This is a genomic window from Nonomuraea sp. NPDC049758, from assembly GCF_040674635.1.
Lineage (GTDB): Bacteria > Actinomycetota > Actinomycetes > Streptosporangiales > Streptosporangiaceae > Nonomuraea.
In genome coordinates this window covers 141,748-163,593 of record NZ_JBFAMZ010000013.1, presented here as the reverse complement: position 1 = coordinate 163,593, position 21,846 = coordinate 141,748, and the positions used below count along the sequence as shown (strand labels likewise).

Sequence of the window (21,846 nt, the reverse complement as noted above, 5' to 3'; positions counted from 1 at the left end):
CTCAACCCTTTACTTGATGCCGAGAGCGCCCGCGATCGCCTTCGCCGTCACCTCGATGATGTTGGGCACGTAGAAGATCACTCCGATGGCCACAGCCAGGATGAGGAACTGGACGAAACGCGTGATCTCGCGGGTGAAGAGGAAGAAGAGCGCGACCACGGAGACGACTACCAGGAACAACGGGGCGAAGAAGGCACGCAGGAAGTTGGCGAGCCCTCCGGTGTCAATGCCGGTCGGCGACGGCGACGGCGACATTTCGATCAAGGTGAGCACTACGGTCTTCAACGTCACTTCTTGTCCTCCCGGGGGGTACCGAACAACAGCGCGGTCGTGCGTCTATCCAACGGCCCGACCAGCGCCGCGGATGTCGGCGACGTACCACTTGTCGCCCTGCTTCTCCACGGTGAGGCGGTAGGCCTGCTCCAGCCGCCCGCCAACGGCGGCCGGGTCGGTGGCGCTCGGCGTGGCCGGAGCGTCGCCGTTGGGCACGATCCACACCACGACCGCCTGGATCTCTCGGGTGGCACCCCCCACAGGCACCACGATGTCCTTCAGCTCCGCGAAGGTGAAGGCGCTGCCGAAGCTCGGCAGGGTCTTCCCGGCGGCCACGTAGCGCTGCAGCCCGGCGGTGTCGCCGGAGGCGTAGTCCTTGAAGAAGCCCTCCAGTTGCGGCTTGAGCTCGGCCGCCGCCGCGTCGTCGGTCTCCGGCTTCGCGAGCTGCGGCAGGTCGGCCGGGGCCGGCGCGGGAAGGATCGCCGGACGGCCCGCGATGACGAACCGCCTGCCGTTGTCGTCGCCGGAGTAGTAGATCGGGACCGACAGCATGAGCCGGCGCGGCCCGGACTGGAAGGCCACGCTGACCACGGCGTTCTGGGCGTCGGTCGCCTCGATGTCGTACGGCTGGATCGCGACGGCGGCCATCTTGCCGAAGCCGTCCCACCACATCTGCGCGTCCATGCCCTCGGCCAGGAACGCGGCGAGCTTCCTGGTCCGGCTGGCCGCGTCTTCCGGGCTGAAATTCAGATAGACCCCCGCGAACTGGGCGGCGAAAGCCATGCCCTGGTCAGCGGGGAATCCCTTGTGCGCCACGGCGGCGCCATTCGTCGTCGTGGGCTCTTGCTGGGTAAACCGCTCAAATGGGGCACGAATCCCATTCACCACGATAACCACAATAAGCGCCCAGAGAATGATGCGGCCGGCCCAGACCAGCCACCGTCCGCCGCCACCGGACCAGCCGCCCCGACGCGGCCTGCGCGAGGGCGGCGCGTCGAAGTCAGCCATGTCCGGGCGCGCGGAAAGCTCGGGCTCGCCAGCGATCCGAGGATCGTGCTGGACGGTAGACCTACGAGCCATCACGCCTCCGCTCGCGCCGATCCCCCCGGTTGGCGCGGTGTCGTCCGTTGCCGATCCCCATCATCCGCGGTGAAGTAGTCACCCTATCCGGTCCCGCCATTCTTCCAGGAAAGCCACGCCCATGCTGCAGGCATGACCGCCCTGACGGCAAACCGGATCCGTATGGCAGACGTCAGTGCCGGTTCCCGTCACTTACTGGCGGAATCACCATTTGACCAGGCCAGACGCCCATTTCCGCCTAGCGCGGCAGACATGGATTCCTGTCCAAAACAGGCATAGATGCTCACGACCTGCGCATTTGGCATGAGAGGAGGACAGAGGGTGTTATGCACCACTTCTGGGGGTACGACAGTCTCGGCTCAGGCGGGCTCGGGGTCCTGGCTCGTGCGTGCCCGGCGACGGCTGTGCAGGTCGACGACCGTGGGCGACACGGCGCGCTCCAGCGACCCCCGCAGGTCGGCGAGCATCGAGGCGGCGTCCCGCTCTCGCATGCGGCTGGCCAGCTCGTTGCGCTCGTCGACCTTCCTGCGCAGGTACGCCTCACGGTTGACGCGCAGCCCGTACATGAGCTCGACCCTGATCAGGGCCAGCTCCTCCTCCAGGCTGATGCCCGCGAGGGTGGGCGCCGGACGTCGTTTCCGGATGATGCGTCGGATCATGAGGGCCTCCCGAGTCAGCGTGAACGCCGTGACGATTCGACGCGTAGAGACCCAAAGTGGTTGACGCGTCAGTTGTCCCGGAATCACATAATCCCGGAGGGGCCTGCGCGTTCGTCATCCGGACGATGGGCTTTCGACGGCGATCCGCCGGTAACCTAGCGTAGCGAAAGTTAGCCCACCGTGATTGGACTGATGTGATGCGTCGCCTCGCCGCCGCCCTCCTGCCCGCCGCCGCGCTCGCCGCGTTCGCCCTCTGCGCGCCCTCCCCGGCCACCGCCGCGCCCTCCTGGGTCACCGACAGCGAGTGCACCGAGGCGGGCGGCAAGGTCTCCCCCGTCGGCCGCGGCAAGGCCGTGTGCCAGGGCGGCACGTACGCGAACGAGATGATCCACTTCGACAAGAAGCCCGCCGGCAACGGCGGCGGGGGCCCGCTCAGCGGGGGCGGCGGCCCGCTCAGCGGCGGCCCCGCGGCCCTGCTCGGCGGGCTGCTCGGATAGCGGGCCGGCGGATCAGACGTTGAAGCGGAACTCCACCACGTCGCCGTCGCGCATGACGTAGTCCTTGCCCTCGATGCGGGCCTTGCCCGCGGACCGGGCGCTGGCGATGGAGCCCACTTCGACCAGGTCGTCGAAGGAGACCACCTCGGCCTTGATGAAGCCGCGCTGGAAGTCGGTGTGGATCACGCCGGCCGCCTCGGGCGCCGTGGCGCCCTTGCGGATCGTCCAGGCCCTGGTCTCCTTCGGGCCGGCGGTCAGGTAGGTCTGCAGGCCCAGCGTCTCGAAGCCGACCCGGGCGAGCTGACGCAGGCCCGACTCCTCCTGGCCGACCGACTGGAGCAGCTCCAGGGCCTCCTCCTCGTCGAGCTCGACCAGCTCGGACTCGATCTTGGCGTCGAGGAAGACGGCCTCGGCGGGCGCGACGATGGCCGACAGCTGCTCCTTGAGCGCGGTGTCGGTCAGCTCGTCGGCGTCGAGGTTGAAGACGTAGAGGAAGGGCTTGGCGGTGAGCAGGTGGAGCTCGCGCAGCTCCTCCCGGTCGAGGCCGCTCTCGAAGATGGTCCTGCCGGTCTCCAGGACGGCCAGCGCGGCCTCGGCGGCCTCCAGCGCCGCCTTCTTGTCCTTGTTGTTGCGCGCCTCCTTCTGCAGGCGCGGCACGGCCTTCTCGACCGTCTGCAGGTCGGCCATGATCAGCTCGGTGTTGATGGTCTCGATGTCCCGCTTGGGGGAGATCTCGCCGTCGACGTGCGTGACGTCGGGGTCGCCGAAGACGCGGATGACCTGGCAGATCGCGTCGGTGTCGCGGATGTTGGCGAGGAACTGGTTGCCCCTGCCCTGCCCCTCCGAGGCGCCCTTGACCAGGCCCGCGATGTCGACGAACTCCACCTTGGCGGGCAGGATGCGGGCCGAGCCGAAGATCTCGGCCAGCTTGGGCAGGCGGTCGTCGGGCACGCCCACGATCCCCACGTTGGGCTCGATGGTGGCGAACGGGTAGTTCGCGGCGAGTGCGTTGCCGGTCTTGGTCAACGCGTTGAAGAGCGTGGACTTACCGACGTTGGGCAGGCCGACGATGCCGATGGAAAGGCTCACGGACAGCGAGTTTACTTGCTGAGCAGGTGCAGGCAGGTCACCGGACGGTAGGTCCCGGGCGCCGCGCGCAGGTAGCGCTGGACTCCGGCCGGGCAGGCCGCGGGCGTGGTCTCGAAGGAGACGACGCGGGCCCAGGCCGCGGACGAGTCGCAGGCGGCCCTGGTCACGGCCGACCTGGCGACGACGTCGGCGGCCGGTCTGGCCACGCACGCGCCCTCGGCGAGCACCTGTCCGCCGGGGCCCAGGCAGACGACGTTCGCTCCGCTTTCGAGCGTGTCGAGGGTGGTCGAGGGGCATTCGTCGGCGGTCGAGGCGATCGCGACGGACCTGCCGTACCAGCCGGCGCCCGCGCACGGGCGTTCGCGGCCGTCGAGGGCCACGCAGTCGCCGGGCCTGAGCACGCCGCCGCCACCGCCGGGCACGCCGGCGTGCGGGGCCAGGAAGGACCGCACGCAGGCCGTGCGGCCCAGGCCGATGCGCAGCACGTCGTCGGTGTCGTCGGGGCAGTCGGCGGGCCGCGGCGGGTCGTGGGCGATGGCCAGCACCTCGAAGTCGCCGCCGTTGCAGGGGATCAGCGCGTAGCGGTCGGTGACGCAGGCGCCGGGCGTCCAGCGCAGGGTCGGGCGGGTGGCCGCCGGCTTCTCGGCCCCGGGACCGGTGATCACGGCTCCGGCCAGGGCGATCAGGGCGACCGACACCGCGGACACGGCGACGGCGAGCCTCGTACCGGTAGCCATCCCAATACTGTGCGTGACGGATCAGTCGGCGCACAAGCGGATTCCGCAAGCGTGTCGGGAAGATCCAGACGCGATGTGCTGCAATCATCGTTGGAGTGGATGTCGTCTCGCTGCTCATCGGACTCGCCCTCGGACTCCTCGTCGGTTTCCTGGTCGCCAGGACCCGCGCGGCGGTGCGGGTGGCCGAGGCCGACGCGCGGGCCAGATCGGCCGCCGAGAAGCTGGTCTACGTCGAGGAACAGCTCGCCGAACGGTTCCAGGCCCTGTCCACGCGCGCCCTCGACGTCAACAACGTGCGTTTCCTCGAACTGGCCGAGACCCGGCTGTCGGCCAGCCGCGCCGAGGCCGCCGGCGATCTCGACCAGCGCAGGCAGGCCGTCGAGCACCTGGTCGAGCCGCTGAAGGACGCGCTCGCGCGGGTCGAGTCGCAGCTTCGCGACACCGAGGCCGGGCAGCGGGCGGCGCGGGCGGAGCTGGCCAAGCAGATGGAGTTCGTGCAGCAGAGCAACGAGCAGCTGCGCTCGCAGACGACCGCGCTGGTCAGGGCCCTGCAGCGGCCCGAGGCGCGCGGGCGGTGGGGCGAGCTGCAACTGCGCCGGGTGGCCGAGATCGCCGGGATGCAGCGCCACTGCGACTTCGAGGAGCAGGTCGTCGAGGGCGCGATGCGTCCTGACATGGTGATCAGGCTGGCCGGCGGCAAGAACATCGTGGTCGACTCCAAGGTCTCGCTCGCGGCCTACCTGGAGGCAGCCGAGGCGGGCGACGAGTCACTGGCCACCGTCCGGCTCGACGCGCACGCCAGGCACGTGCGCGAGCACGTCGACCGGCTGGCGGCCAAGGCGTACTGGCAGGGGTTCAATCCCTCGCCGGAGTTCGTGGTGCTGTTCATCCCGGGCGAGGCGTTCCTCGCGCCCGCGCTCGAACGCGACCCCGCGCTGCTGGAGTACGCCATGGCGCGGCGGGTGCACATCGCCACCCCGACGACGCTGATCACGATGCTGCGCACCGCCCACTACGCCTGGCAGCAGGCCGCGCTGAGCGAGAACGCGCGGGCGGTGTTCGAGCTGGGCAAGGAGCTGTACGAGCGGCTGTCGTCCCTCGGCAGGAACGTGGAGTCGCTGGGCAAGGCGCTGACGCGGGCGGTGGAGGCGTACAACAAGTCGGTCGGTTCGCTCGAAAGCCGCGTCCTGGTCACCGCACGCAAACTCCACGATCTGGGCGTCGTGGACGGCGACCTGGACGCCCCGGAGATGCTCGAAGGGCTGCCGAGACCCCTGGCCTCGCCCGAACTGCTCGAAACCACGTCTCTGATTTCGCACTCGAACGGTAAGTTGGCAGGCGGGTCGCCGTAAACGGGGGTGGGACAGTGGCAGAGAAGGGCAGGCGTTCTGGCGTCAGGCTGACCGCTCGCGGCGCCATCGCGCTCACCTTGGTCGCCACCCTGGCGGGCTATGTCCTGACCGCGGTGCTCGGCCTGTCCTACCTGGTGGGGGCCGCGTTCGTGGTGTCGAGCCTGCTCGGCGCGCTCCTGGTCAACAAGCGCGAGCTGCTGTCGCTGGTGGTCACACCGCCGCTGGTGTTCTTCTGCGCGACGCTCTTCGTCGAGCTAGGGCGCGCGTTCGGCTCGGTGTCGATCATGCAGTCGCTGGCCCTCGGCCTGTACGGCTCGCTGACCCGCGGCGCCCCTTGGCTGTTCGCCGGCTCGGCGGTCGTGCTGGCCGTCGCCTGGCGGCGCGGACTGCGCGACAACGTGCGGGAGCTGCGCGAGGAGCTGAAGGCGGGCGCGGAGATGCCGCGCCCGCGCCAGCCGTTCGTGCCCGAGCCGGAGGGCTACTTCGAGCCCAAGGTCTACGGCACCCCGCGCGGCGACGACTAGGACACGCGAAGGTCCTTGCGCAGCTCGTGCGGGAGCGCGAAGCGCATGCTCTCCGGCACCGACTCGACCTCGCGCACGTCGCCGAAGCCGTGCCCGGCCAGCCGCGCGAGCACCTCGTCGACCAGTTCCTCCGGCACCGACGCGCCGCTGGTCACGCCGACCGTGGTGACGCCGTCGAGCCATTCGTCCTGGATGAAGCCGGCGTTGTCCACCAGGTACGCGGCCTCGGCGCCGTAGTCTTTGGCCACCTCGACCAGGCGCTTGGAGTTGGACGAGTTCTCCGACCCGACCACGATCACGAGCTGGGCCTCTGCGGCGATCTCCTTCACCGCGACCTGCCGGTTCTGGGTGGCGTAGCAGATGTCGTCGCTCGGCGGGTCGATCAGGGTGGGGAAGCGCTCCTTGAGGCGGGCGACCGTCTCGGTGGTCTCGTCGACCGACAGGGTGGTCTGCGACAGCCACACGAGCTTGTCGGGGTCCTTCACCTGGACTTTCTCGACCGAGTCGAGGCCGTCGACGAGCTGGATGTGGTCGGGGGCCTCGCCCGAGGTGCCCTCGACCTCCTCGTGGCCTTCGTGCCCGATGAGCAGGATGTCGTAGTCCTGGGCGGCGAACCGCTTGGCCTCGTTGTGCACCTTGGTGACCAGCGGGCAGGTGGCGTCGATGGTGCGCAGGCCCCGCTGCCTGGCCTCCTCGTGCACGGCCGGCGAGACGCCGTGGGCCGAGAACACCACGATCTCGCCCTCGGGCACCTCCTCGGTCTCCTCGACGAAGATGGCGCCCCTGGCCTCCAGCGTCTTGACGACGTGGGTGTTGTGCACGATCTGCTTGCGGACGTAGACCGGCGCGCCGTACTGCTCCAAAGCCTTCTCGACCGCTACCACGGCTCGATCGACTCCGGCACAGTAGCCGCGCGGCTTGGCTACGAGTACTCGGCGGGAAGTGGGGGTCTGGGGCTCCATACTTCTTATGCTACGTGGAGCGGCCATCAGGGCTGCGCGTGCGTGGTCGCCCGCCGTTTGCCAGACTGGCCGTCCAATACAGACCTCCCAGGGAGACGTCATGTCCCTCAGCGACGTGATACGCAACATCGCCAGAACCGTTACCAACAAGGACGAACTCAAGGAGAAGGCCAAGGATCTGCCGCTGCTCGTCGTCCAGACCACGCTCAGCGCGGCCGGGCAGGCGCTGCTGGTGGTGGACCGGGTGAAGAACTCCATCAAGGGGCTCGGCACGAAGGAGGAGCAGGAGGAGGAGCAGGAGTCCCGTCCCTCCGCCGCCGCGCAGGTCGCCGCTCCCCCGGCCGAGGAGGAGAAGCCGGCGCGCAAGGAGCCGGTCATCTTCACGCCGCGCCCGGAGGCCGCGCCCAACGGGTCGGCCAAGAGCAAGCCGGACCCGGTCATCTTCGCCCCCGCGGGCAAGACCGCCACCAAGCCGGAGACCGAGCCGAAGGCGGAGACCGAGCCGGAAGCCACCACTGAGACGGAAGCGCCGGCGAAGGCCGAGGTCAAGGCCAAGGCGCCCGCGGAGACCGAGGTCAAGGCCGAGGCGCCGACGGAGGCCGAGCCCGCCGCCGAGGTCGAGCCGACCGCCCAGACCAAGGCCGCCCAGACCAAGGCCGCCGAGGTCAAGGCCGCCGAGGTCAAGGCCGACGAGGCCAAGCCGGTCGCAGAGGGCGAGCCGGGCGTCGCGGCTGAGGTCGCGCCCGCGGACGAGCCCGCCGCGAAGCCCGCCAGGACCGCCAAGGCCACGAAGACCGCCAAGAGCACGAAGGCCGCCGCGACCACCACGACCGCCAAGCCGGCCAAGCCCGCGAAGGCGACGAAGGCCGCCAAGGCCGCCGCCGAGCCCGCCGCCGTCACCGAGGTCACCGAGGAGCCCGCGGCCACCGTCGCGCCCCAGGACGGCGTGCTGAAGGCCGCCGCGGAGGCCGTCACCGAGCCGGCCGCCCCCGTGGCGGAGCCCAAGGTCGTCCCGGACGACCTGGCCGAGCCGCTGCCCGGCTACTCCGAGCTGACCGTGGCCTCGCTGCGGGCCAGGATGCGCGGCAAGTCCGCCGAGCAGATCGGCGACTACCTCGCCTACGAGCGCGCCACCCAGGCCCGCGACGAGGTCGTCCGCATGTTCGAGAACCGGCTGGCCAAGCTGCAGACCGGGGAGTAGTCGCGGCGAACCCGTAGTCTTCCGCCATGACCTCGAAGACCACACCCGAGTCTCCGCTGCCGATCCGCACGGTCCTGCAGATGGTGGGCGGCTGGATCGGCAGACTCGGCACGGTGTGGGTCGAGGGCCAGATCACCGATCTGAGCGCGCGCGGCGGCACGGTGTTCCTGACCCTGCGTGACCCGGTGGCCAACGTCTCGGCCCGGGTCACGGCTCCGCGCGGCGTCTACGAGGCCGCCGAGCCGCGTCCCTCCGACGGCGCGCGGGTCGTGGTGCACGTCAAGCCGGACTTCTGGGTCAACAAGGGCTCGTTCGCCTTCACGGCGATGGAGATCCGGCCGGTCGGCGTGGGCGAGCTGCTGGCCAGGCTGGAGCGGCTGCGCCGGCTGCTGGCCACCGAGGGGCTGTTCAACGCCGACAGGAAGCGGCGGCTGCCGTTCCTGCCGGGCACGATCGGGCTCGTCTGCGGGCGCGACTCGGCCGCCGAGCGCGACGTGCTGGAGAACGCCCGCCGCCGCTGGCCGGCCGTGCGGTTCAAGGTGGAGGAGGTGGCCGTCCAGGGGCCGTACGCGGTCGGGGAGGTCACCGAGGCGCTGCGCAAGCTCGACGCCGACCCCGAGGTCGAGGTGATCGTCGTGGCCCGCGGCGGCGGTTCGCTGGAGGACCTGCTGCCCTTCTCCGACGAGACGCTCGTGCGCGCGGTGGCCGCCTGCCGCACCCCCGTGGTCAGCGCGATCGGCCACGAGCAGGACAGCCCGCTGCTCGACCTGGTGGCCGACGTACGCGCCTCCACGCCCACCGACGCCGCCAAGAAGGTCGTCCCCGACGTGGGCGAGCAGCTCGCGCTGATCCGCCAGCTGCGCGACCGCGGGCGGCGGGTGCTCAACGGCTGGCTCGACCGCGAGATGTCCTGGCTGACGTCGGTGCGCTCGCGGCCGTCGCTGGCCGATCCGGTGCGCGAGCTCGAACGCCGGGCCGAGCAGGTCGACGCGCTGCGGGAGCGGGCCAGGCGCTCGCTGACCGGCTCGCTCGACCGGGCCGCCGACGACCTCACGCACCTGCGGGCCCGCCTGGTCGCGCTGTCGCCCGCGGCCACGCTGGAGCGCGGCTACGCGATCGTGCAACATCCGTCGGGCGAGGTCGTGCGCCTGGCCAAGGACGTGCCGCCGGGCTCCCCGCTGACGATCAGGCTGAGCGACGACCGGCTCACGGTCCGTACGGAGGACTAGGGCCCCCGCACGACGGCGGCGGCCAGGTCGGTGAGACCGGCCTTGACGTCCTCCACCGTCATGCCCCGCTCCTCCCGCTGGAACTTGATCAGCCAGGCGGTGACCGGCGCGAGCAGCGCGTCGGCCAGGTAGGCGGCGTGGGCCCCCGGCCGGGCCGCGGCGAGCAGGCTCGCCAGATGCACCTGGTGCACCTTGTACGGCCCGCTGTAGCGCGCCTTGCCCGGCCCGTTCTCCAGCAGCAGGAACAGGTCCTGCTGCTCGACGATGCGATCGACCAGCGCGTGCAGGAACGCCGTGACCCGCTCGGCCGGCGGCGCGCCGGGACCGAGCGGCGGCGGGCCGTTCAGGAACGCCGCCTGGAAGCGCCGCTCCCGCTCGTCGATCAGCGCGAGGACGAGCCCCGCGCGGTCGCCGAAGCGCCGGTAGACGGTGCCCACCCCGACGCAGGCGGCCTTGGCCACCTCGTCGAGCGAGAGCTCGTCGGCGCCGCGCTCGGCGATCATCGCGGCGGCCACCTCGATGATCTTCCGGCGGTTGCGCGCGGCGTCGGCCCGCTCCGGCTGGGGCTGCCCCACGACGGGCAGCAGTGGACGTGCGCACACGCCTGGAGCATAACTCCGTGGCGAACGGAGAGCTCTCCGGTATTCTCCGAATCGGAGAACTCTCCGATTATGAGGAGCTGAGGATGACCAACTCGTTCAACCAGCAGGTCATTGACGAATTCCGGGCCAACGAGGGCCGGGTGGGCGGCCCGTTCGAGGGCGCGTCGCTGGTGCTGCTCACGACGACGGGCGCCAAGAGCGGCCGGCCGACGACCACGCCGGTGATGTACCTGGCCGACGGCGACCGCTACGTGATCATCGCCTCCAACGCGGGCGCCGACAACCACCCGGCCTGGTACCACAACCTGCGCGCCAACCCCGCGGCGACCGCCGAGATCGGCACCGAGACGTTCGAGGTGAAGGCGGACTTCATCGAGGGCGACGAGCGCGACCGGCTCTACGCCCGCATGGTCGAGATCGCCCCCGGCTTCGCGGAGTACGAGGCCAAGACCAGCCGCCGCATCCCGGTGGTGGCGCTCAACCGCACCGCCTCCTGACGGATCAGAAGGGGGCGTCGTCGGCGCCCGGCTCCGAGCGCCTCGCCATGGCGGCGGCGAGCTTGACCCGGGCGCCCTGCAGCCACTCCTCGCAGACGGCCGCGAGCCTCTCGCCGCGCTCCCAGAGCTCGATCGACTGCTCCAGGGTGAGCCCGCCCGTCTCCAGGCGGCGCACCACCTCGGTCAGCTCCTCGCGGGCCTGCTCGTACGAAGGTGTCTTCTCGTCTGCCACGGCCACCACCCTAGACGCCGCCGCGCCCGGCCAGGGTCATCCCTTGGCGCGCTGCTGCAGGAGCCCGGCCAGCTCGGTCAGCTCGGGCCAGTCGGCCGTGCCGGTGATCACGAGGGTGACGTCGGGGAGCACCCGCACGAGCGAGCGCTGGTTCTTGTCCTCGCGGAACCGCTTCTCCCACGTCACCCCGCCCACCTGCTGGCTGCCGGACGGCTTGGCGATGCCGGTCATGCGGTTGGCGAACTCGGCGGCCGGCTTCTCGTCGCTCTGGGCGAACATGGCGTGCTGCCGCTCGGCCGTGGCGTAGCCCAGGTAGAGCACCTGAGCGCCGTTCTCGCCCTTGGCGATCCTGTTGCTGTTGGGCACCCAGCCCGCCGGGTCCTTCTGCGGGGACCACACCTGGTAGGGCACGCCGTGCCCGAAGTTGGCGACGGTGATGGAGTAGTCGAGCCGCGGGATGTGCTCCTCGCGGCTCTGCGGGGCGACGAGCATGAAGAGCCCCACGCCCGCCAGGCACACGAAGAGGGCTACCGCGTAGCCGTAGAAACTTTGGCTGAACCGTCGCACACTTGGCGAGGTTACCCGCTGGAGGATGCGGTCGCCGAAGCGGCGGGCCTGATCTGGCCGATGATCGCCAGCACGTCGTCGACCATCGCGCGGTCGCCGGAGAAGACGATCTCGCTGACGGCCGCGGCCAGGGCGCCGGTGACCACGACGACGAGCGCGGGCTCGTCCTCGAACAGGGCGGCGTTGCGCTGGGCCCACGTGCGCAGCCGGTCGCGCATGACCACCTCGAAGCCGGGCGGGCCGTCGCCGCGCAGGAACAGGGCGGCCAGCTCGCGTTCCTCCAGGCAGCCTTCGAGGTAGGCGCGGGCCGCGTCGATGAACACCCGCATGGGGTCGCCCTCGGCGGCGGCGCGGGCCGTACGGGCGGCCTGCTTGGTGCGCTGGGCCTGGCGGGCCTGCCATTCCTCCCACAACGTGAGGTAGAGGTCGGCCTTGCCGGAGAAATGGTGGTAGAGGCTGCCCACGCTGGCGTCGGCCCTGGCGACGACGTCCGTCACGCCGGCCTCGGCGAACCCCTTGGAGACGAAGACCTCCCGCGCGGCGGCCAGCAGCGAGCTCCGCGTCGCAGCCCCCCGCTCGGACGTGCGAGGCTGGGTCACCGCGTGTTCCACTTCGCTCATTCGATCTCCTCCACGGCGGGGGCGCATGTCCATGGTGGAGGCGAGATCTCCTACGCGCACGCGATATGGCGCAAAATCCGGTCTCCGTCATGCGGGGCACCCATATAGATATCCCTTTTCGCCGGTCCCTGACCATCGCGTGGCGGCCCTTGTGCAGAGAGCTGAGCCGGACTGGGCAGATTATCCCCCTCTGGCCGGGAATAGACCGGCAACTACGATCGAGAGAGTTCTCAACGAGGAGGCTCATCATGTCCGATCAGACGTCGGTACCGGCAGCGCTCGCGACGGGCGAGCACGCCCCCGACCGCAACCTGGCGATGGAGCTGGTACGCGTGACGGAGGCGGCCGCCATGGCCGCGGCCCGCTGGGTGGGCCGCGGCGAAAAGAACGGCGCCGACGGCGCGGCGGTCAACGCCATGCGCCAGCTGATCAACACGGTGTCGATGAACGGCGTGGTGGTCATCGGGGAGGGCGAGAAGGACCACGCCCCGATGTTGTACAACGGCGAGCGCGTCGGCGACGGCAGCGGCCCCGACTGTGACGTGGCGGTGGACCCGATCGACGGGACCAGGCTGACGGCGCTCGGCATGCCGGACGCGGTGTCGGTGATCGCGGTGAGTGAGCGCGGCTCGATGTACGACCCGTCCGCGGTGTTCTACATGGAGAAGCTGGTCACCGGGCCGGAGGCGGCCGACGTGGTGAACATCGAGGCGTCGGTGGCCGACAACATCAACGCCGTGGCCAGGGCCAAGCACTGTTCGCCGTCCGACGTCACGGTGGTGGTGCTGGACCGGCCGCGGCACGAGAAGCTGGTCAAGGAGATCAGGGAGACGGGCGCGCGGATCAAGTTCATCGTCGACGGCGACGTGGCCGGCGCGATCATGGCGGCCCGTGCGGGCACCGGCATCGACCTGATGCTGGGCATCGGCGGCACGCCCGAGGGCATCGTGGCCGCGTGCGCGCTCAAGTGCCTGGGCGGCGTGATCCAGGGCCGGCTGTGGCCGCGCGACGACGCCGAGCGTGCCAAGGCCGTCGACGCCGGGCACGACCTCAGCCAGGTGCTCACCACGAACGACCTGGTCAGGTCGGACGACGTGTTCTTCGCCGCGACCGGCATCACCCAGGGCGAGCTGATGCAGGGCGTGCGGTTCAGGTCGGGCGCGGCGGTGACCAGCTCGCTGGTGATGCGCGGCCGGTCGGGGACCATCAGGAAGATCGAGAGCGAGCACCAGCTCTGGAAGCTGCGCGCCTACAGCGCGATCAACTTCGACACGGCCGGCTGACCCGGCTCAGCGGCGGCGTTTGCGCTTGGGCGGTTCCTTGACCTTGATGTCGCCGGCGAAGTTCGTGGTGCGCACCTCGACCACGGGCCCGCCGGGCTCGACCGGCTGCTTGGTCAGGCGGACGGTCTCCCCCTTGGCGACCCTGATCACCTCAAGGTCCTCCGGCACGTGGATCTCCAGGCCGCCGAAGACCAGGGTGGCGTTGATGACGATCCGGCTGTTCTGCAGGATCGCGTCGCGGAAGTCCAGCTTGGTCGTGCCGAACATGGCCGTGACGTCGAGCTCGGCGGGCACCACCCAGCGCCCGCCGCGCTGCTCCTTCTTGAAGATGGCCGACACCGGCCGGCCGTCGAGGTTCAGCGGCTGCTCCTCGGCCGGGAGCAGGTCGGCGGTGAGCCCGGCGAGGTCGCCGAGCGTGCGCGCGGAGTAGACGACGCCGAGCCGCTCCTCCAGCTCGACGAGGTCGAGCCGGCCGTCGGCGTGGGCGTCCTGGAGCACCTGCGCGATGCGTTCTCGGTCGGCGTCGGAGGCGCGCAGCTCGTGCGGCTGCGGCAGGCCGGGCGCGGCCGGTGCGCGCCGGGACGTCACGAACTCCTCAGCAAGCCGCTCTCCGACTTCCTGCAGCTTCGGCAACCACGATCCCGCGCGTTCGTTCACACTTCTGACGATATCCGGCGGCCCGGGTATTCGCTCGCCCAAGAGCGGACCAACAGGGCGCACATCGGCGAATCCGCCCGAGCAACGCGCCGATCTCCCGAGCTGGCTCTCCGTTCGCCTCGGCGTGCCGGTGGCCGTGCGCCGGAATCGTCCGGTCGGCGTGCCGATGGCCGTACGCCGGAATCGTCCAGCGTTTTCCGCCGTTGATCCACGCGACAGGCTTCTGAGCGCTGATCCCGGGAGGCGGGCGTGCACCAACCGGCGCGATGGGGGCTCGGTGCGGCGGGGGTGGGCATCGCCGTGATCGCGGGCCTGGATCTGACCAGCCTCGACGAGACGAACCCGTTCAGGCGCACGATCAGCGAGCACGGTCTCGGCCCCGACGGGTGGATCTTCGGGCTCGCCGTGGGGCTGCTGGCGGCCGGGTCGGCGGCCATCGGCGTCTCGCTGGCGCGCAAGCGGCTGGCCGGGGCGGTCGGCACGGTCGCGCTCATGGCCTGGAGCGTGGGCCTGCTGCTGACGGCGTCGTTCCAGAAGCACGACTGGGCGGTCGGGCCGAGCACGAGCGGCAGCATCCACCGGGTCGGCAGCTTCGTGGCCTTCCTCAGCCTGCCGCTCGCCGCGCTGGTCATCGCCCGGCCCTGGCGGCAGCGGGAGCGCCGCAGGTCGGCGATGGTGGCGTTCGGGCTGGGGGTGTGCTCGGCGCTGTGGGTCGCGGGCATCGGCGCGGCTATGCTGATCGGCGCCCGCCACGGGCTGCCGTGGTACCGGGTCATGCCCCTCGGCCTGGTCGAACGGGGGCTGGCGGTGACCGAGGTGGCCGCGTTGCTGGCCCTCGGGGTGTGGGCGGCCGGGCGGCTGGCGGAGGCCGAGCCCGTGCGGGCGGTCAGGCGGGCCGTAGAGCGGCGATGAGGTCCTCCACGTAACCGCGGAAGACGGCCGCCATGTCCACCTGGCCGGGGTCGATCAGCCACTGGGTCTGCAGACCGTCCATCATCGCGATCAGGCGGTCGGCGTGGGCCTCGGCGTCGAGGCCGGGCCGGAACTCGCCGCGCTCGGCGCCGGCGCGCAGCGCGGCGGCCACGTCGGCGCGCAGCCGCCGGTAGCGCCGCCTGGCCCACTCGTGGCCGGGGTGGCCGGGGGTCACCGCCTCGCCGCTGATCACCGAGAAGAGCTGGACGAGGCCCGGCACCCGCGCGTTGTGGTCGACGACGTCGGCCAGGGCGCGCAGCGCGGCGGCGCCGCCGTCGTGGCCGTCGTGCCCCGGCCCGAACCTGCGCCGGTCGAGCTCGTCGCGGTAGTCGAGCACCGCGACGAGCAGACGCTCCTTGCTCCTGAAGTGGTGGAGCAGCCCGGCCTGGGAGAGCTCGACCCGCTCGGCGATGCGGGCCAGCGAGGCGCCGCGGTAGCCGTGCTCGGCGAACTCCAGCAGCGCCACCGCCAGGATGCGCTCCTTGCGCGCCTCGCCGGTCGCGTACCCCCGTCTCACCCAGGCACCCTATCCGCCGCCGGATCTGACGCTGGCGTACGGCCCTGAGCAGCCGCTAACCTGACTCCGCCTCACGTTTGATTCCCCCCCGATCAGGAGGCCGTCGTGCCGTCCCCGCGTGATCGCCAGGCCCGTACCGCCACGTACGTCGTGTACGGCGTGCAGGGCCTCTCCTTCGCCACCCTGCTCGTCCAGGTGGCCAGCCTCCAGACCGAGCTGGAGCTCACCGACGGGGCGCTCACGCTCCTGCTGCTGATCGTGCCCGTCTTCGCCGGCGTGGGCAGCGTCGGCGCGGGCACGTTCGCCGCCCGGTACGGCAGCAAGCTGCTCCTGCGGGTCGCGCAGCCCGCGGTGGCGCTCGCCGTGGTGCTCACCGGCCTCGCGCCCTCGGTGCCGCTGGCCGTGCCCGCGCTGCTGCTGTTCGGCCTGGCGGTCGGGGCGGTGGACGCGGGCATGAACATGCAGGGCGTGGCCGTCGAACGCCGGTACGGGACCGCCGTGCTGAACGGCTTCCACAGCGTGTGGAGCGTCCTCAGCCTGGCGGGGGCCCTTTGGGCGGTGTTCGCGGCCGGCCGGGTCTCGCTGGCGGTCACGATGGCGATCCCCATGATCCTGGCGGTGGCCGGCTCGATCTACGCCGGGCCGAAGCTGTGCACGATCGCCGAGGAGAAGGTCGAGAACGTCGTCGAGGCCGCGACCGGCAAGTTCCCCTGGCGGCCGATCATCCCGCTCTGCCTGGCGATGGGCTTCCTCTACATCGGCGACGCAGCGGTGTCGAACTTCGCGACCGTCTTCATGGGCAAGGCCCTGCTGGCCCAGGACAGCGTGGCGAAGCTGGCCTACAGCGTCTACCAGGGCGCGACGCTGGCCGTGCGGCTCGCCGGCGACGTCGCGGTCCGCCGCTACGGCCCGGCCGCCATCGTCCGGCTCGGCGGCGCGCTGGCCACGCTGGGCTTCCTCGGCGTCGTGGTGGCCCCGAACCAGCCGCTGGCGATCGTCGCGTTCGGGCTGACCGGGCTGGGGTTGTCGGTGGTCGCCCCGCAGTCGTTCTCGGCGGCGGGCAAGCTGGACCCGGCGGGCACCGGGGTGGCCATCGCCCGGGTGAACCTCTTCAACTACGTGGGCTTCATCGTGGGAGCCGCGCTGATCGGCGGCATCGCCGACGCCACGGACTGGCGGCTGGCGTTCGTCGCGCCGCTGCTGCTGGCCGGCGTGATCATCGCGCTCGCGCCGGGCTTCGCGCCCCGGCGGGCCGCCGCGCAGGCGTGATCCGCGAGCCTCCTCAGCCGCGCACCTCGGCCACCTGGACGGGACGCGACTCGCGCAGCGACAGGTCGGCGGCCTCGGCGACGTACAGGGCGGCCAGGGCGTCCTCGACCGAGCACAGGCCCTCGCCGCCGCGCAGGAAGGCGTCGATCTCGGCCGCGTAGGCGGGGCCGAACCTGGCGACGAAGTCGGGCCAGGGCGGGCCGGGCGGCTGCAGGCCCTCGGCGCTGCGCAGCGGGGCGCGCGGCCCGAGCCCGGCCACCTGGGTGCCCTTCGTGCCGGCCAGCTCCATGCGCACGTCGTAGCCGGCGCCGTTGTAGCGGGAGCCCTGGAGGGTGGCCAGCGTGCCGTCGTCGAGGGTGAGCAGCGCGGCGCTGTTGTCCACGTCGCCGGCCTCCTTGAAGAACGCCGCCCCCCGGTTCGCGCCGACGGCGTGAACGGAGACGACCTCGCGCCCGGTCACCCAGCGCAGGGCGTCGAAGTCGTGGACGTGGCAGTCGCGGAAGAGGCCGCCGGACAGCGGGACGTACCCGGCGGGCGGCGGCGCGGGATCGGCCGTCACCAGGTGGACGCGGTGCAGCTCCCCCAGCTCGCCGGCCCGCAGCGCGGCGCGGGCGGCCCGGTAGCCGGGGTCGAACCTGCGCTGGAACCCGATGCACACCCGCCGGCCCGCGCTCGCCTCCAGCACCTTGACCGTCTCGGCGACCGTGCCCGCCACCGGCTTCTCGCACAGGGCGGGGACGCCCCGCTCGCACGCCCTGATCAGCAGCTCGGCGTGGGTGCTCGTCGGCGTGGCGATGACCACGGCGTCGGCCTCGAACGGGTCCCCCGGCCTGCCGTACGGCGAGGTCCTGACCGGGTCGGCCACGATCAGCTCCTCGACCAGGGGATGCGCGGCCAGGTTCGCGGCGTGGAACGCGCCGATCCGGCCCAGGCCCAGCAGTCCCACCCGCATGACGCCTCCAGTGCCGCTTCCGCCTCAATCCATGATGTGTCCAGACATACGGACTTTTAAGCCTTGGACCGCCTCCGCCGCCTGATGCACCGGCAGCCGGGCGAACCCGACCACGACCGCCGGCGGGCCGGGCGAGAACCGCATCGGCGCGACCGGCTCGGCGGCCAGGCCGACCTCCTCGGCCGCGCGGACGAGCCGCAGCTCGTCCCAGCCGTCCGGCAGGTCGAGGTAGACGTGCAGCCCGGCCTGGATGCCGCGGACGCGGATCTCCGGCAGCTCCTCGGCCAGCACCCTGACCAGGGCGTCCCGGCGGCGCCGGTACTCCCTGCGCATGCGCCGCAGGTGTTTGTCGTAGCCGCCGGTGCGCAGGAAGTGGGCCAGCGCGTACTGCTCGATGACCGGGGAGCCCAGGTCGAGCTCGCTCCGGGCGCGACGGATCGCCTCGGCCAGGTGGGCGGGGGCGGCGACCCAGCCGAGCCGCAGACCCGGCGCGAGCGACTTGCTGACGCTGCCGGTCAGGATCACCCGGTCGGGGGCCAGCCCCTGGAGGCAGCCGACCGGGTCGCGGTCGTAGCGGAACTCGGCGTCGTAGTCGTCCTCCAGGACCGTGCGGTCGCCCGCGCAGGCCCATTCCATGAGCGCGGCCCGCCTGGCCGGGGAGAGCACGACGCCCGTCGGGTACTGGTGTGCGGGCGTGACCAGCGCCGCGTCGCCCTCCATGGCGCCGGTGACCAGGCCCTCGCAGCCCACGGGCACCGGCACCAGGCGGGCCCCGGCCCGTTCCAGCAGCGGGACCTGACGGCGGCTGGTGGGGTCCTCGACGATCAGGCGCAGGCCGCCGCGCCGGGCCAGGACGTGCAGCGCCAGGCTCAGCCCCTGCGCCACGCCGCCCACGACGACCAGATTGTCGGGATGGACGTCGGCCGCCCTGACCCGCCGCAGGTAACCGGCCAGCTCCTCGCGCAGCTCCGGCACGCCCCCGGGGTCGCCGTAGTCGAGCGCGTCGGACGGCACGGTGGCCAGCACGTGCCGGACGGCCGCCGACCACCGCTCCCGGGGAAAATGCCCCAGGTCGGGGGACGTGGCCCGGTGCCCCTGGTACGGCCGGCAGGCGCCACCGTCGGCCACCGGCCAGGGACGGGCGGACCGGACGGCGCCCAGCGGGGCCACCTCCGTCCCGGCCCCCACCCGCGAGACCAGGAACCCCTCGGCCACGAGCTGCTCGTACGCCTCCACCACCACGCCCCTGGAGACCTGGAGGTCGGCGGCGAGGTCGCGGGTGGCGGGCAGGCGGGTGCCGGGCACGAGCCGCCCGAGGCGCACGCCCTCGCGCAGCTCGGCCGCGATCTGCCCAGCGATCCCTCCCGCATCCCGATTGATCTGGATGTGCAGGTCGGCCATATTGGTCCTGTCATATAGCGGCCCATTGGACTGTTTGCCCGAACCATTGTCTCCCTACGATCCTGCACATGAGAAACGGAATCGCCGGAGCCGCCACCGCCATGTTCCTGGTGGGCACCCTGGCCGGAGTGTCCGGCCTGATCGGCTCCTATCCCGTGTACGGCGGCCAGGCCGTGCGCTACCTCGCCGCCGCGGTCATCCTGCTGGTCGTCACCAGGGCGCTCGGCCTGCGGTTCGTCCGGCTGACCGGGCGGGAGACCCTGTACCTGGGCGGGCTCACCCTGCTCGGGCTGGTGGTCTTCAACGTCTGCGTCGTCGAGTCCACCCGGGCCTCGGGGCCGGCGCTGGTGGGCACCGTCCTCGGCACCGTGCCGCTGGCGCTGGCGCTGGCCGGCGGGCGTCCGGCGCCGCGCCTGCTGGTGGGGGCGTCGGTGGTGGTGGCCGGCGCGACGCTGGCGACCGGCCTGGGCAGCGGGAACCCGACCGGCCTGCTGTGGGCGCTCGGGGCGCTGGTGGGCGAGGTGAGCTTCTCCATGCTGGCCATCCCCCTGCTGCCGAAGCTGGGGGCGATCCGGGTGTCGGCGTACTCGACGGCGCTGGCCGTGCCCATGCTGGCCGTGGTCGGCCTGGTCCAGGAGGGCTCCGCCATGTTCAGGACGCCGACCGCGGCCGAGACGCTGGGCTTCGTGTACCTGGCGGTCGTGGTCACGGTCGTGGCCTTCTTCCTCTGGTACACCTCGCTGCCCAGGCTCGGCCCCGGGACGGCCGGGCTGTTCGCCGGGCTCATCCCGGTCGGCGCGATCGTGACGGGGCTCGTGCTCGGCATCGCGACGCCGAGCGTCTACGACCTGGCGGGGGCCGGTCTGGTGATCGTCGGCATCCTGGTGGGGCTCACCGCGCGGCGCTCGCCGGAGCCCGTGCCGGCCCCGGGATGACCACCTGACGGGGGGCGTACCCTCTATGGACATGGACTTCGACTACACCGATCTGCTTCCCCTGGGCGCCGATGAGACCGAGTACCGGCTGATCACGTCGGAGGGGGTGCGGAAGGTCGAAGCGGCCGGGCGTACGTTCCTGGAGGTCGACCCCGAAGCCCTGCGGCTGCTCACCGAGACCGCGGTCCACGACATCTCCCACTTCCTGCGCACGTCGCACCTGGCGCAGCTGCGCAAGATCGTCGACGACCCCGAGTCCAGCGGGAACGACCGGTTCGTCGCCCTCGACCTGCTGAAGAACGCCTCGATCTCGGCCGGCGGCGTGCTGCCGATGTGCCAGGACACCGGCACCGCCATCGTCATGGGCAAGCGCGGCCGCCACGTGCTGACCGACGGCCGCGACGCCGAGCACGTCTCGAAGGGCGTGTACGACGCCTACACCAAGCTCAACCTGCGCTACTCCCAGATGGCCCCGCTGACCATGTGGGAGGAGAAGAACACCGGCAGCAACCTGCCCGCCCAGATCGAGCTCTACGCCGAGGACCCCCACGGCCACGCCGACGAGTACAAGCTGCTGTTCATGGCCAAGGGCGGCGGTTCGGCCAACAAGTCCTTCCTCTACCAGGAGACCAAGGCGGTGCTCAACGAGAAGCGCATGCTGGCCTTCCTGGAGGAGAAGATCCGCTCGCTGGGCACCGCGGCCTGCCCGCCGTACCACCTGGCCGTGGTGGTGGGCGGCACCTCCGCCGAGTTCGCGCTCAAGACCGCCAAGTACGCCAGCGCCCGCTACCTCGACTCCATCCCCACCGAGGGCTCGCCCTCCGGGCACGGCTTCCGCGACCTGGAGCTGGAGGCCAAGGTCTTCGAGCTGACGCAGAAGCTCGGCATCGGCGCCCAGTTCGGCGGCAAGTACTTCTGCCACGACGTGCGCGTGATCCGCCTGCCCCGGCACGGCGCGTCCTGCCCGGTTGCCATCGCGGTGTCGTGCTCGGCCGACCGCCAGGCGCTGGCCAAGATCACTGCGGAGGGCGTGTTCCTGGAGAAGCTGGAGACCGACCCGGCCCGCTTCCTGCCCGAGACCACCGACGAGCACCTGTCCGACGACGTCGTCCGCATCGACCTCAACCGGCCGATGCCGGAGATCCTGGCCGAGCTGACGAAGTACCCCGTCAAGACGCGGCTCTCCCTCACCGGCCCGCTCGTCGTCGCCCGCGACATCGCGCACGCCAAGATCGCCGAGCTGCTCGACGACGGCGGCGAGATGCCGCAGTACCTCAAGGACCACGCGGTCTACTACGCCGGCCCGGCCAAGACCCCCGAGGGTTACGCCTCCGGCTCGTTCGGCCCCACCACGGCCGGCCGCATGGACTCCTACGTCGAGCGCTTCCAGGCGGCGGGCGGCTCGATGGTCATGCTGGCCAAGGGCAACAGGTCCAAGCAGGTCACCGACGCGTGCCAGAAGTTCGGCGGCTTCTACCTGGGCTCCATCGGCGGCCCGGCCGCCCGGCTGGCCCAGGACTGCATCAGGAAGGTGGAGGTGCTCGAATACCCCGAGCTGGGCATGGAGGCGGTGTGGAAGATCGAGGTCGAGGACTTCCCGGCCTTCATCGTCGTCGACGACAAGGGTGACGACTTCTTCACCGACCGCACCGGGCCGGTGCTGAGCATCGGGCGCAGATAGGGCCCGAGCGCGTCGAAGGGTGCCGGGCGGCGGTCGAAGCCCCTCGGCACCGGACGAC

Annotated in this window: 25 protein-coding genes; 11 read left to right on the top strand and 14 right to left on the bottom strand. The window is 71.5% G+C overall.

What is annotated here, in order from left to right; all coding sequences use genetic code 11:
• Positions 1-9: 9 nt before the first annotated feature.
• The 3 genes from AB0J46_RS31170 to AB0J46_RS31160 all read right to left on the bottom strand — a co-directional run bounded on the left by AB0J46_RS31170 (position 10) and on the right by AB0J46_RS31160 (position 2,012).
• Positions 10-255: a hypothetical protein gene (locus tag AB0J46_RS31170; RefSeq protein ID WP_352325464.1), complete on the bottom strand. Its 246-nt coding sequence runs from the start codon at positions 253-255 to the stop codon at positions 10-12.
• A gap of 81 nt (positions 256-336) precedes the next feature.
• Positions 337-1,281, bottom strand: a complete 945-nt coding sequence (locus AB0J46_RS31165; protein WP_364337783.1) for a conjugal transfer protein — start codon at positions 1,279-1,281, stop codon at positions 337-339.
• 431 nt (positions 1,282-1,712) lie between these two features.
• Positions 1,713-2,012: a hypothetical protein gene (locus AB0J46_RS31160; RefSeq protein WP_352352934.1), complete on the bottom strand. Its 300-nt coding sequence runs from the start codon at positions 2,010-2,012 to the stop codon at positions 1,713-1,715.
• Positions 2,013-2,209: 197 nt separating this feature from the next.
• On the opposite strand from AB0J46_RS31160, the gene AB0J46_RS31155 reads away from it, so the two are divergent.
• Positions 2,210-2,509 (top strand): hypothetical protein, encoded by a 300-nt coding sequence (locus AB0J46_RS31155; protein WP_364337782.1) that lies wholly within the window; start codon positions 2,210-2,212, stop codon positions 2,507-2,509.
• 12 nt (positions 2,510-2,521) lie between these two features.
• On the opposite strand, the gene ychF is transcribed toward AB0J46_RS31155, so the two are convergent.
• Together ychF and AB0J46_RS31145 are read right to left on the bottom strand one after the other, a co-directional pair.
• On the bottom strand, positions 2,522-3,598 hold the full coding sequence (gene ychF, locus AB0J46_RS31150; RefSeq protein ID WP_352352936.1) for a redox-regulated ATPase YchF: 1,077 nt from the start codon (positions 3,596-3,598) through the stop codon (positions 2,522-2,524).
• An 11-nt stretch (positions 3,599-3,609) separates the two neighbouring features.
• Positions 3,610-4,335 (bottom strand): hypothetical protein, encoded by a 726-nt coding sequence (locus AB0J46_RS31145; protein WP_364337781.1) that lies wholly within the window; start codon positions 4,333-4,335, stop codon positions 3,610-3,612.
• Positions 4,336-4,421: 86 nt separating this feature from the next.
• On the opposite strand from AB0J46_RS31145, the gene AB0J46_RS31140 reads away from it, so the two are divergent.
• Complete coding sequence (locus AB0J46_RS31140; protein WP_364337901.1) at positions 4,422-5,687, top strand: DNA recombination protein RmuC; 1,266 nt, start codon at positions 4,422-4,424, stop codon at positions 5,685-5,687.
• Positions 5,688-5,701: 14 nt separating this feature from the next.
• Positions 5,702-6,211, top strand: a complete 510-nt coding sequence (locus AB0J46_RS31135; RefSeq protein ID WP_364337780.1) for a DUF6542 domain-containing protein — start codon at positions 5,702-5,704, stop codon at positions 6,209-6,211.
• On the opposite strand, the gene AB0J46_RS31130 is transcribed toward AB0J46_RS31135, so the two are convergent.
• Positions 6,208-7,173, bottom strand: coding sequence for a 4-hydroxy-3-methylbut-2-enyl diphosphate reductase (locus tag AB0J46_RS31130; protein ID WP_358294443.1), 966 nt, complete (start codon positions 7,171-7,173; stop codon positions 6,208-6,210). The two genes, AB0J46_RS31135 and AB0J46_RS31130, sit on opposite strands and share 4 nt — an antisense overlap.
• A gap of 100 nt (positions 7,174-7,273) precedes the next feature.
• Here AB0J46_RS31130 and AB0J46_RS31125 point away from each other — a divergent pair, with 100 nt between their 5' ends.
• Both AB0J46_RS31125 and xseA read left to right on the top strand, forming a co-directional pair.
• Positions 7,274-8,374, top strand: a complete 1,101-nt coding sequence (locus AB0J46_RS31125) for a hypothetical protein (protein ID WP_364337778.1) — start codon at positions 7,274-7,276, stop codon at positions 8,372-8,374.
• A gap of 26 nt (positions 8,375-8,400) precedes the next feature.
• Complete coding sequence (xseA, locus tag AB0J46_RS31120; protein WP_364337777.1) at positions 8,401-9,603, top strand: exodeoxyribonuclease VII large subunit; 1,203 nt, start codon at positions 8,401-8,403, stop codon at positions 9,601-9,603.
• Here the strand turns inward: xseA and AB0J46_RS31115 are convergent.
• Positions 9,600-10,205, bottom strand: a complete 606-nt coding sequence (locus tag AB0J46_RS31115) for a helix-turn-helix domain-containing protein (RefSeq protein ID WP_364337776.1) — start codon at positions 10,203-10,205, stop codon at positions 9,600-9,602. The genes xseA and AB0J46_RS31115 overlap by 4 nt on opposite strands.
• Positions 10,206-10,288: 83 nt before the next feature.
• Here AB0J46_RS31115 and AB0J46_RS31110 point away from each other — a divergent pair, with 83 nt between their 5' ends.
• Positions 10,289-10,702: a nitroreductase family deazaflavin-dependent oxidoreductase gene (locus tag AB0J46_RS31110; RefSeq protein ID WP_364337775.1), complete on the top strand. Its 414-nt coding sequence runs from the start codon at positions 10,289-10,291 to the stop codon at positions 10,700-10,702.
• Between the two features lie 4 nt (positions 10,703-10,706).
• On the opposite strand, the gene AB0J46_RS31105 is transcribed toward AB0J46_RS31110, so the two are convergent.
• The 3 genes from AB0J46_RS31105 to AB0J46_RS31095 are packed head-to-tail and all read right to left on the bottom strand — an operon-like array spanning position 10,707 to position 12,121.
• Positions 10,707-10,934, bottom strand: a complete 228-nt coding sequence (locus AB0J46_RS31105) for an exodeoxyribonuclease VII small subunit (RefSeq protein WP_352325447.1) — start codon at positions 10,932-10,934, stop codon at positions 10,707-10,709.
• A 36-nt stretch (positions 10,935-10,970) separates the two neighbouring features.
• Positions 10,971-11,501: a DUF4245 domain-containing protein gene (locus tag AB0J46_RS31100; RefSeq protein ID WP_364337774.1), complete on the bottom strand. Its 531-nt coding sequence runs from the start codon at positions 11,499-11,501 to the stop codon at positions 10,971-10,973.
• A gap of 11 nt (positions 11,502-11,512) precedes the next feature.
• The gene (locus AB0J46_RS31095) at positions 11,513-12,121 is read right to left on the bottom strand and encodes a TetR/AcrR family transcriptional regulator (protein ID WP_364337773.1); all 609 of its coding nucleotides are present in this window, start codon (positions 12,119-12,121) and stop codon (positions 11,513-11,515) included.
• A 248-nt stretch (positions 12,122-12,369) separates the two neighbouring features.
• Between AB0J46_RS31095 and glpX the strand changes: the two genes are divergently transcribed.
• Complete coding sequence (glpX, locus tag AB0J46_RS31090) at positions 12,370-13,404, top strand: class II fructose-bisphosphatase (RefSeq protein WP_364337772.1); 1,035 nt, start codon at positions 12,370-12,372, stop codon at positions 13,402-13,404.
• A 6-nt stretch (positions 13,405-13,410) separates the two neighbouring features.
• On the opposite strand, the gene AB0J46_RS31085 is transcribed toward glpX, so the two are convergent.
• Positions 13,411-14,061 carry a DUF1707 domain-containing protein gene (locus AB0J46_RS31085; RefSeq protein WP_364337771.1) on the bottom strand — a complete coding sequence of 217 codons (651 nt, stop codon included), beginning with the start codon at positions 14,059-14,061 and terminating at the stop codon, positions 13,411-13,413.
• Positions 14,062-14,310: 249 nt separating this feature from the next.
• Here AB0J46_RS31085 and AB0J46_RS31080 point away from each other — a divergent pair, with 249 nt between their 5' ends.
• Positions 14,311-14,973 (top strand): DUF998 domain-containing protein, encoded by a 663-nt coding sequence (locus tag AB0J46_RS31080; RefSeq protein WP_364337770.1) that lies wholly within the window; start codon positions 14,311-14,313, stop codon positions 14,971-14,973.
• Here AB0J46_RS31080 and AB0J46_RS31075 read toward each other — a convergent pair.
• Entirely contained in the window at positions 14,948-15,550 is a 603-nt protein-coding gene (locus AB0J46_RS31075; RefSeq protein WP_364337769.1) for a TetR/AcrR family transcriptional regulator, read from the bottom strand. The genes AB0J46_RS31080 and AB0J46_RS31075 overlap by 26 nt on opposite strands.
• A 105-nt stretch (positions 15,551-15,655) precedes the next feature.
• Between AB0J46_RS31075 and AB0J46_RS31070 the strand changes: the two genes are divergently transcribed.
• Positions 15,656-16,819: an MFS transporter gene (locus AB0J46_RS31070; protein WP_364337768.1), complete on the top strand. Its 1,164-nt coding sequence runs from the start codon at positions 15,656-15,658 to the stop codon at positions 16,817-16,819.
• 13 nt (positions 16,820-16,832) lie between these two features.
• Here AB0J46_RS31070 and AB0J46_RS31065 read toward each other — a convergent pair whose 3' ends face one another.
• Both AB0J46_RS31065 and AB0J46_RS31060 read right to left on the bottom strand, forming a co-directional pair.
• Positions 16,833-17,771 (bottom strand): Gfo/Idh/MocA family oxidoreductase, encoded by a 939-nt coding sequence (locus tag AB0J46_RS31065; protein ID WP_364337767.1) that lies wholly within the window; start codon positions 17,769-17,771, stop codon positions 16,833-16,835.
• A 24-nt stretch (positions 17,772-17,795) separates the two neighbouring features.
• Positions 17,796-19,172: a PLP-dependent aminotransferase family protein gene (locus AB0J46_RS31060; protein ID WP_364337766.1), complete on the bottom strand. Its 1,377-nt coding sequence runs from the start codon at positions 19,170-19,172 to the stop codon at positions 17,796-17,798.
• A 68-nt stretch (positions 19,173-19,240) separates the two neighbouring features.
• Here AB0J46_RS31060 and AB0J46_RS31055 point away from each other — a divergent pair, with 68 nt between their 5' ends.
• On the top strand, positions 19,241-20,107 hold the full coding sequence (locus AB0J46_RS31055) for a DMT family transporter (RefSeq protein ID WP_364337765.1): 867 nt from the start codon (positions 19,241-19,243) through the stop codon (positions 20,105-20,107).
• 31 nt (positions 20,108-20,138) lie between these two features.
• Positions 20,139-21,788: a fumarate hydratase gene (locus AB0J46_RS31050; protein ID WP_364337764.1), complete on the top strand. Its 1,650-nt coding sequence runs from the start codon at positions 20,139-20,141 to the stop codon at positions 21,786-21,788.
• Positions 21,789-21,846: the final 58 nt, after the last annotated feature.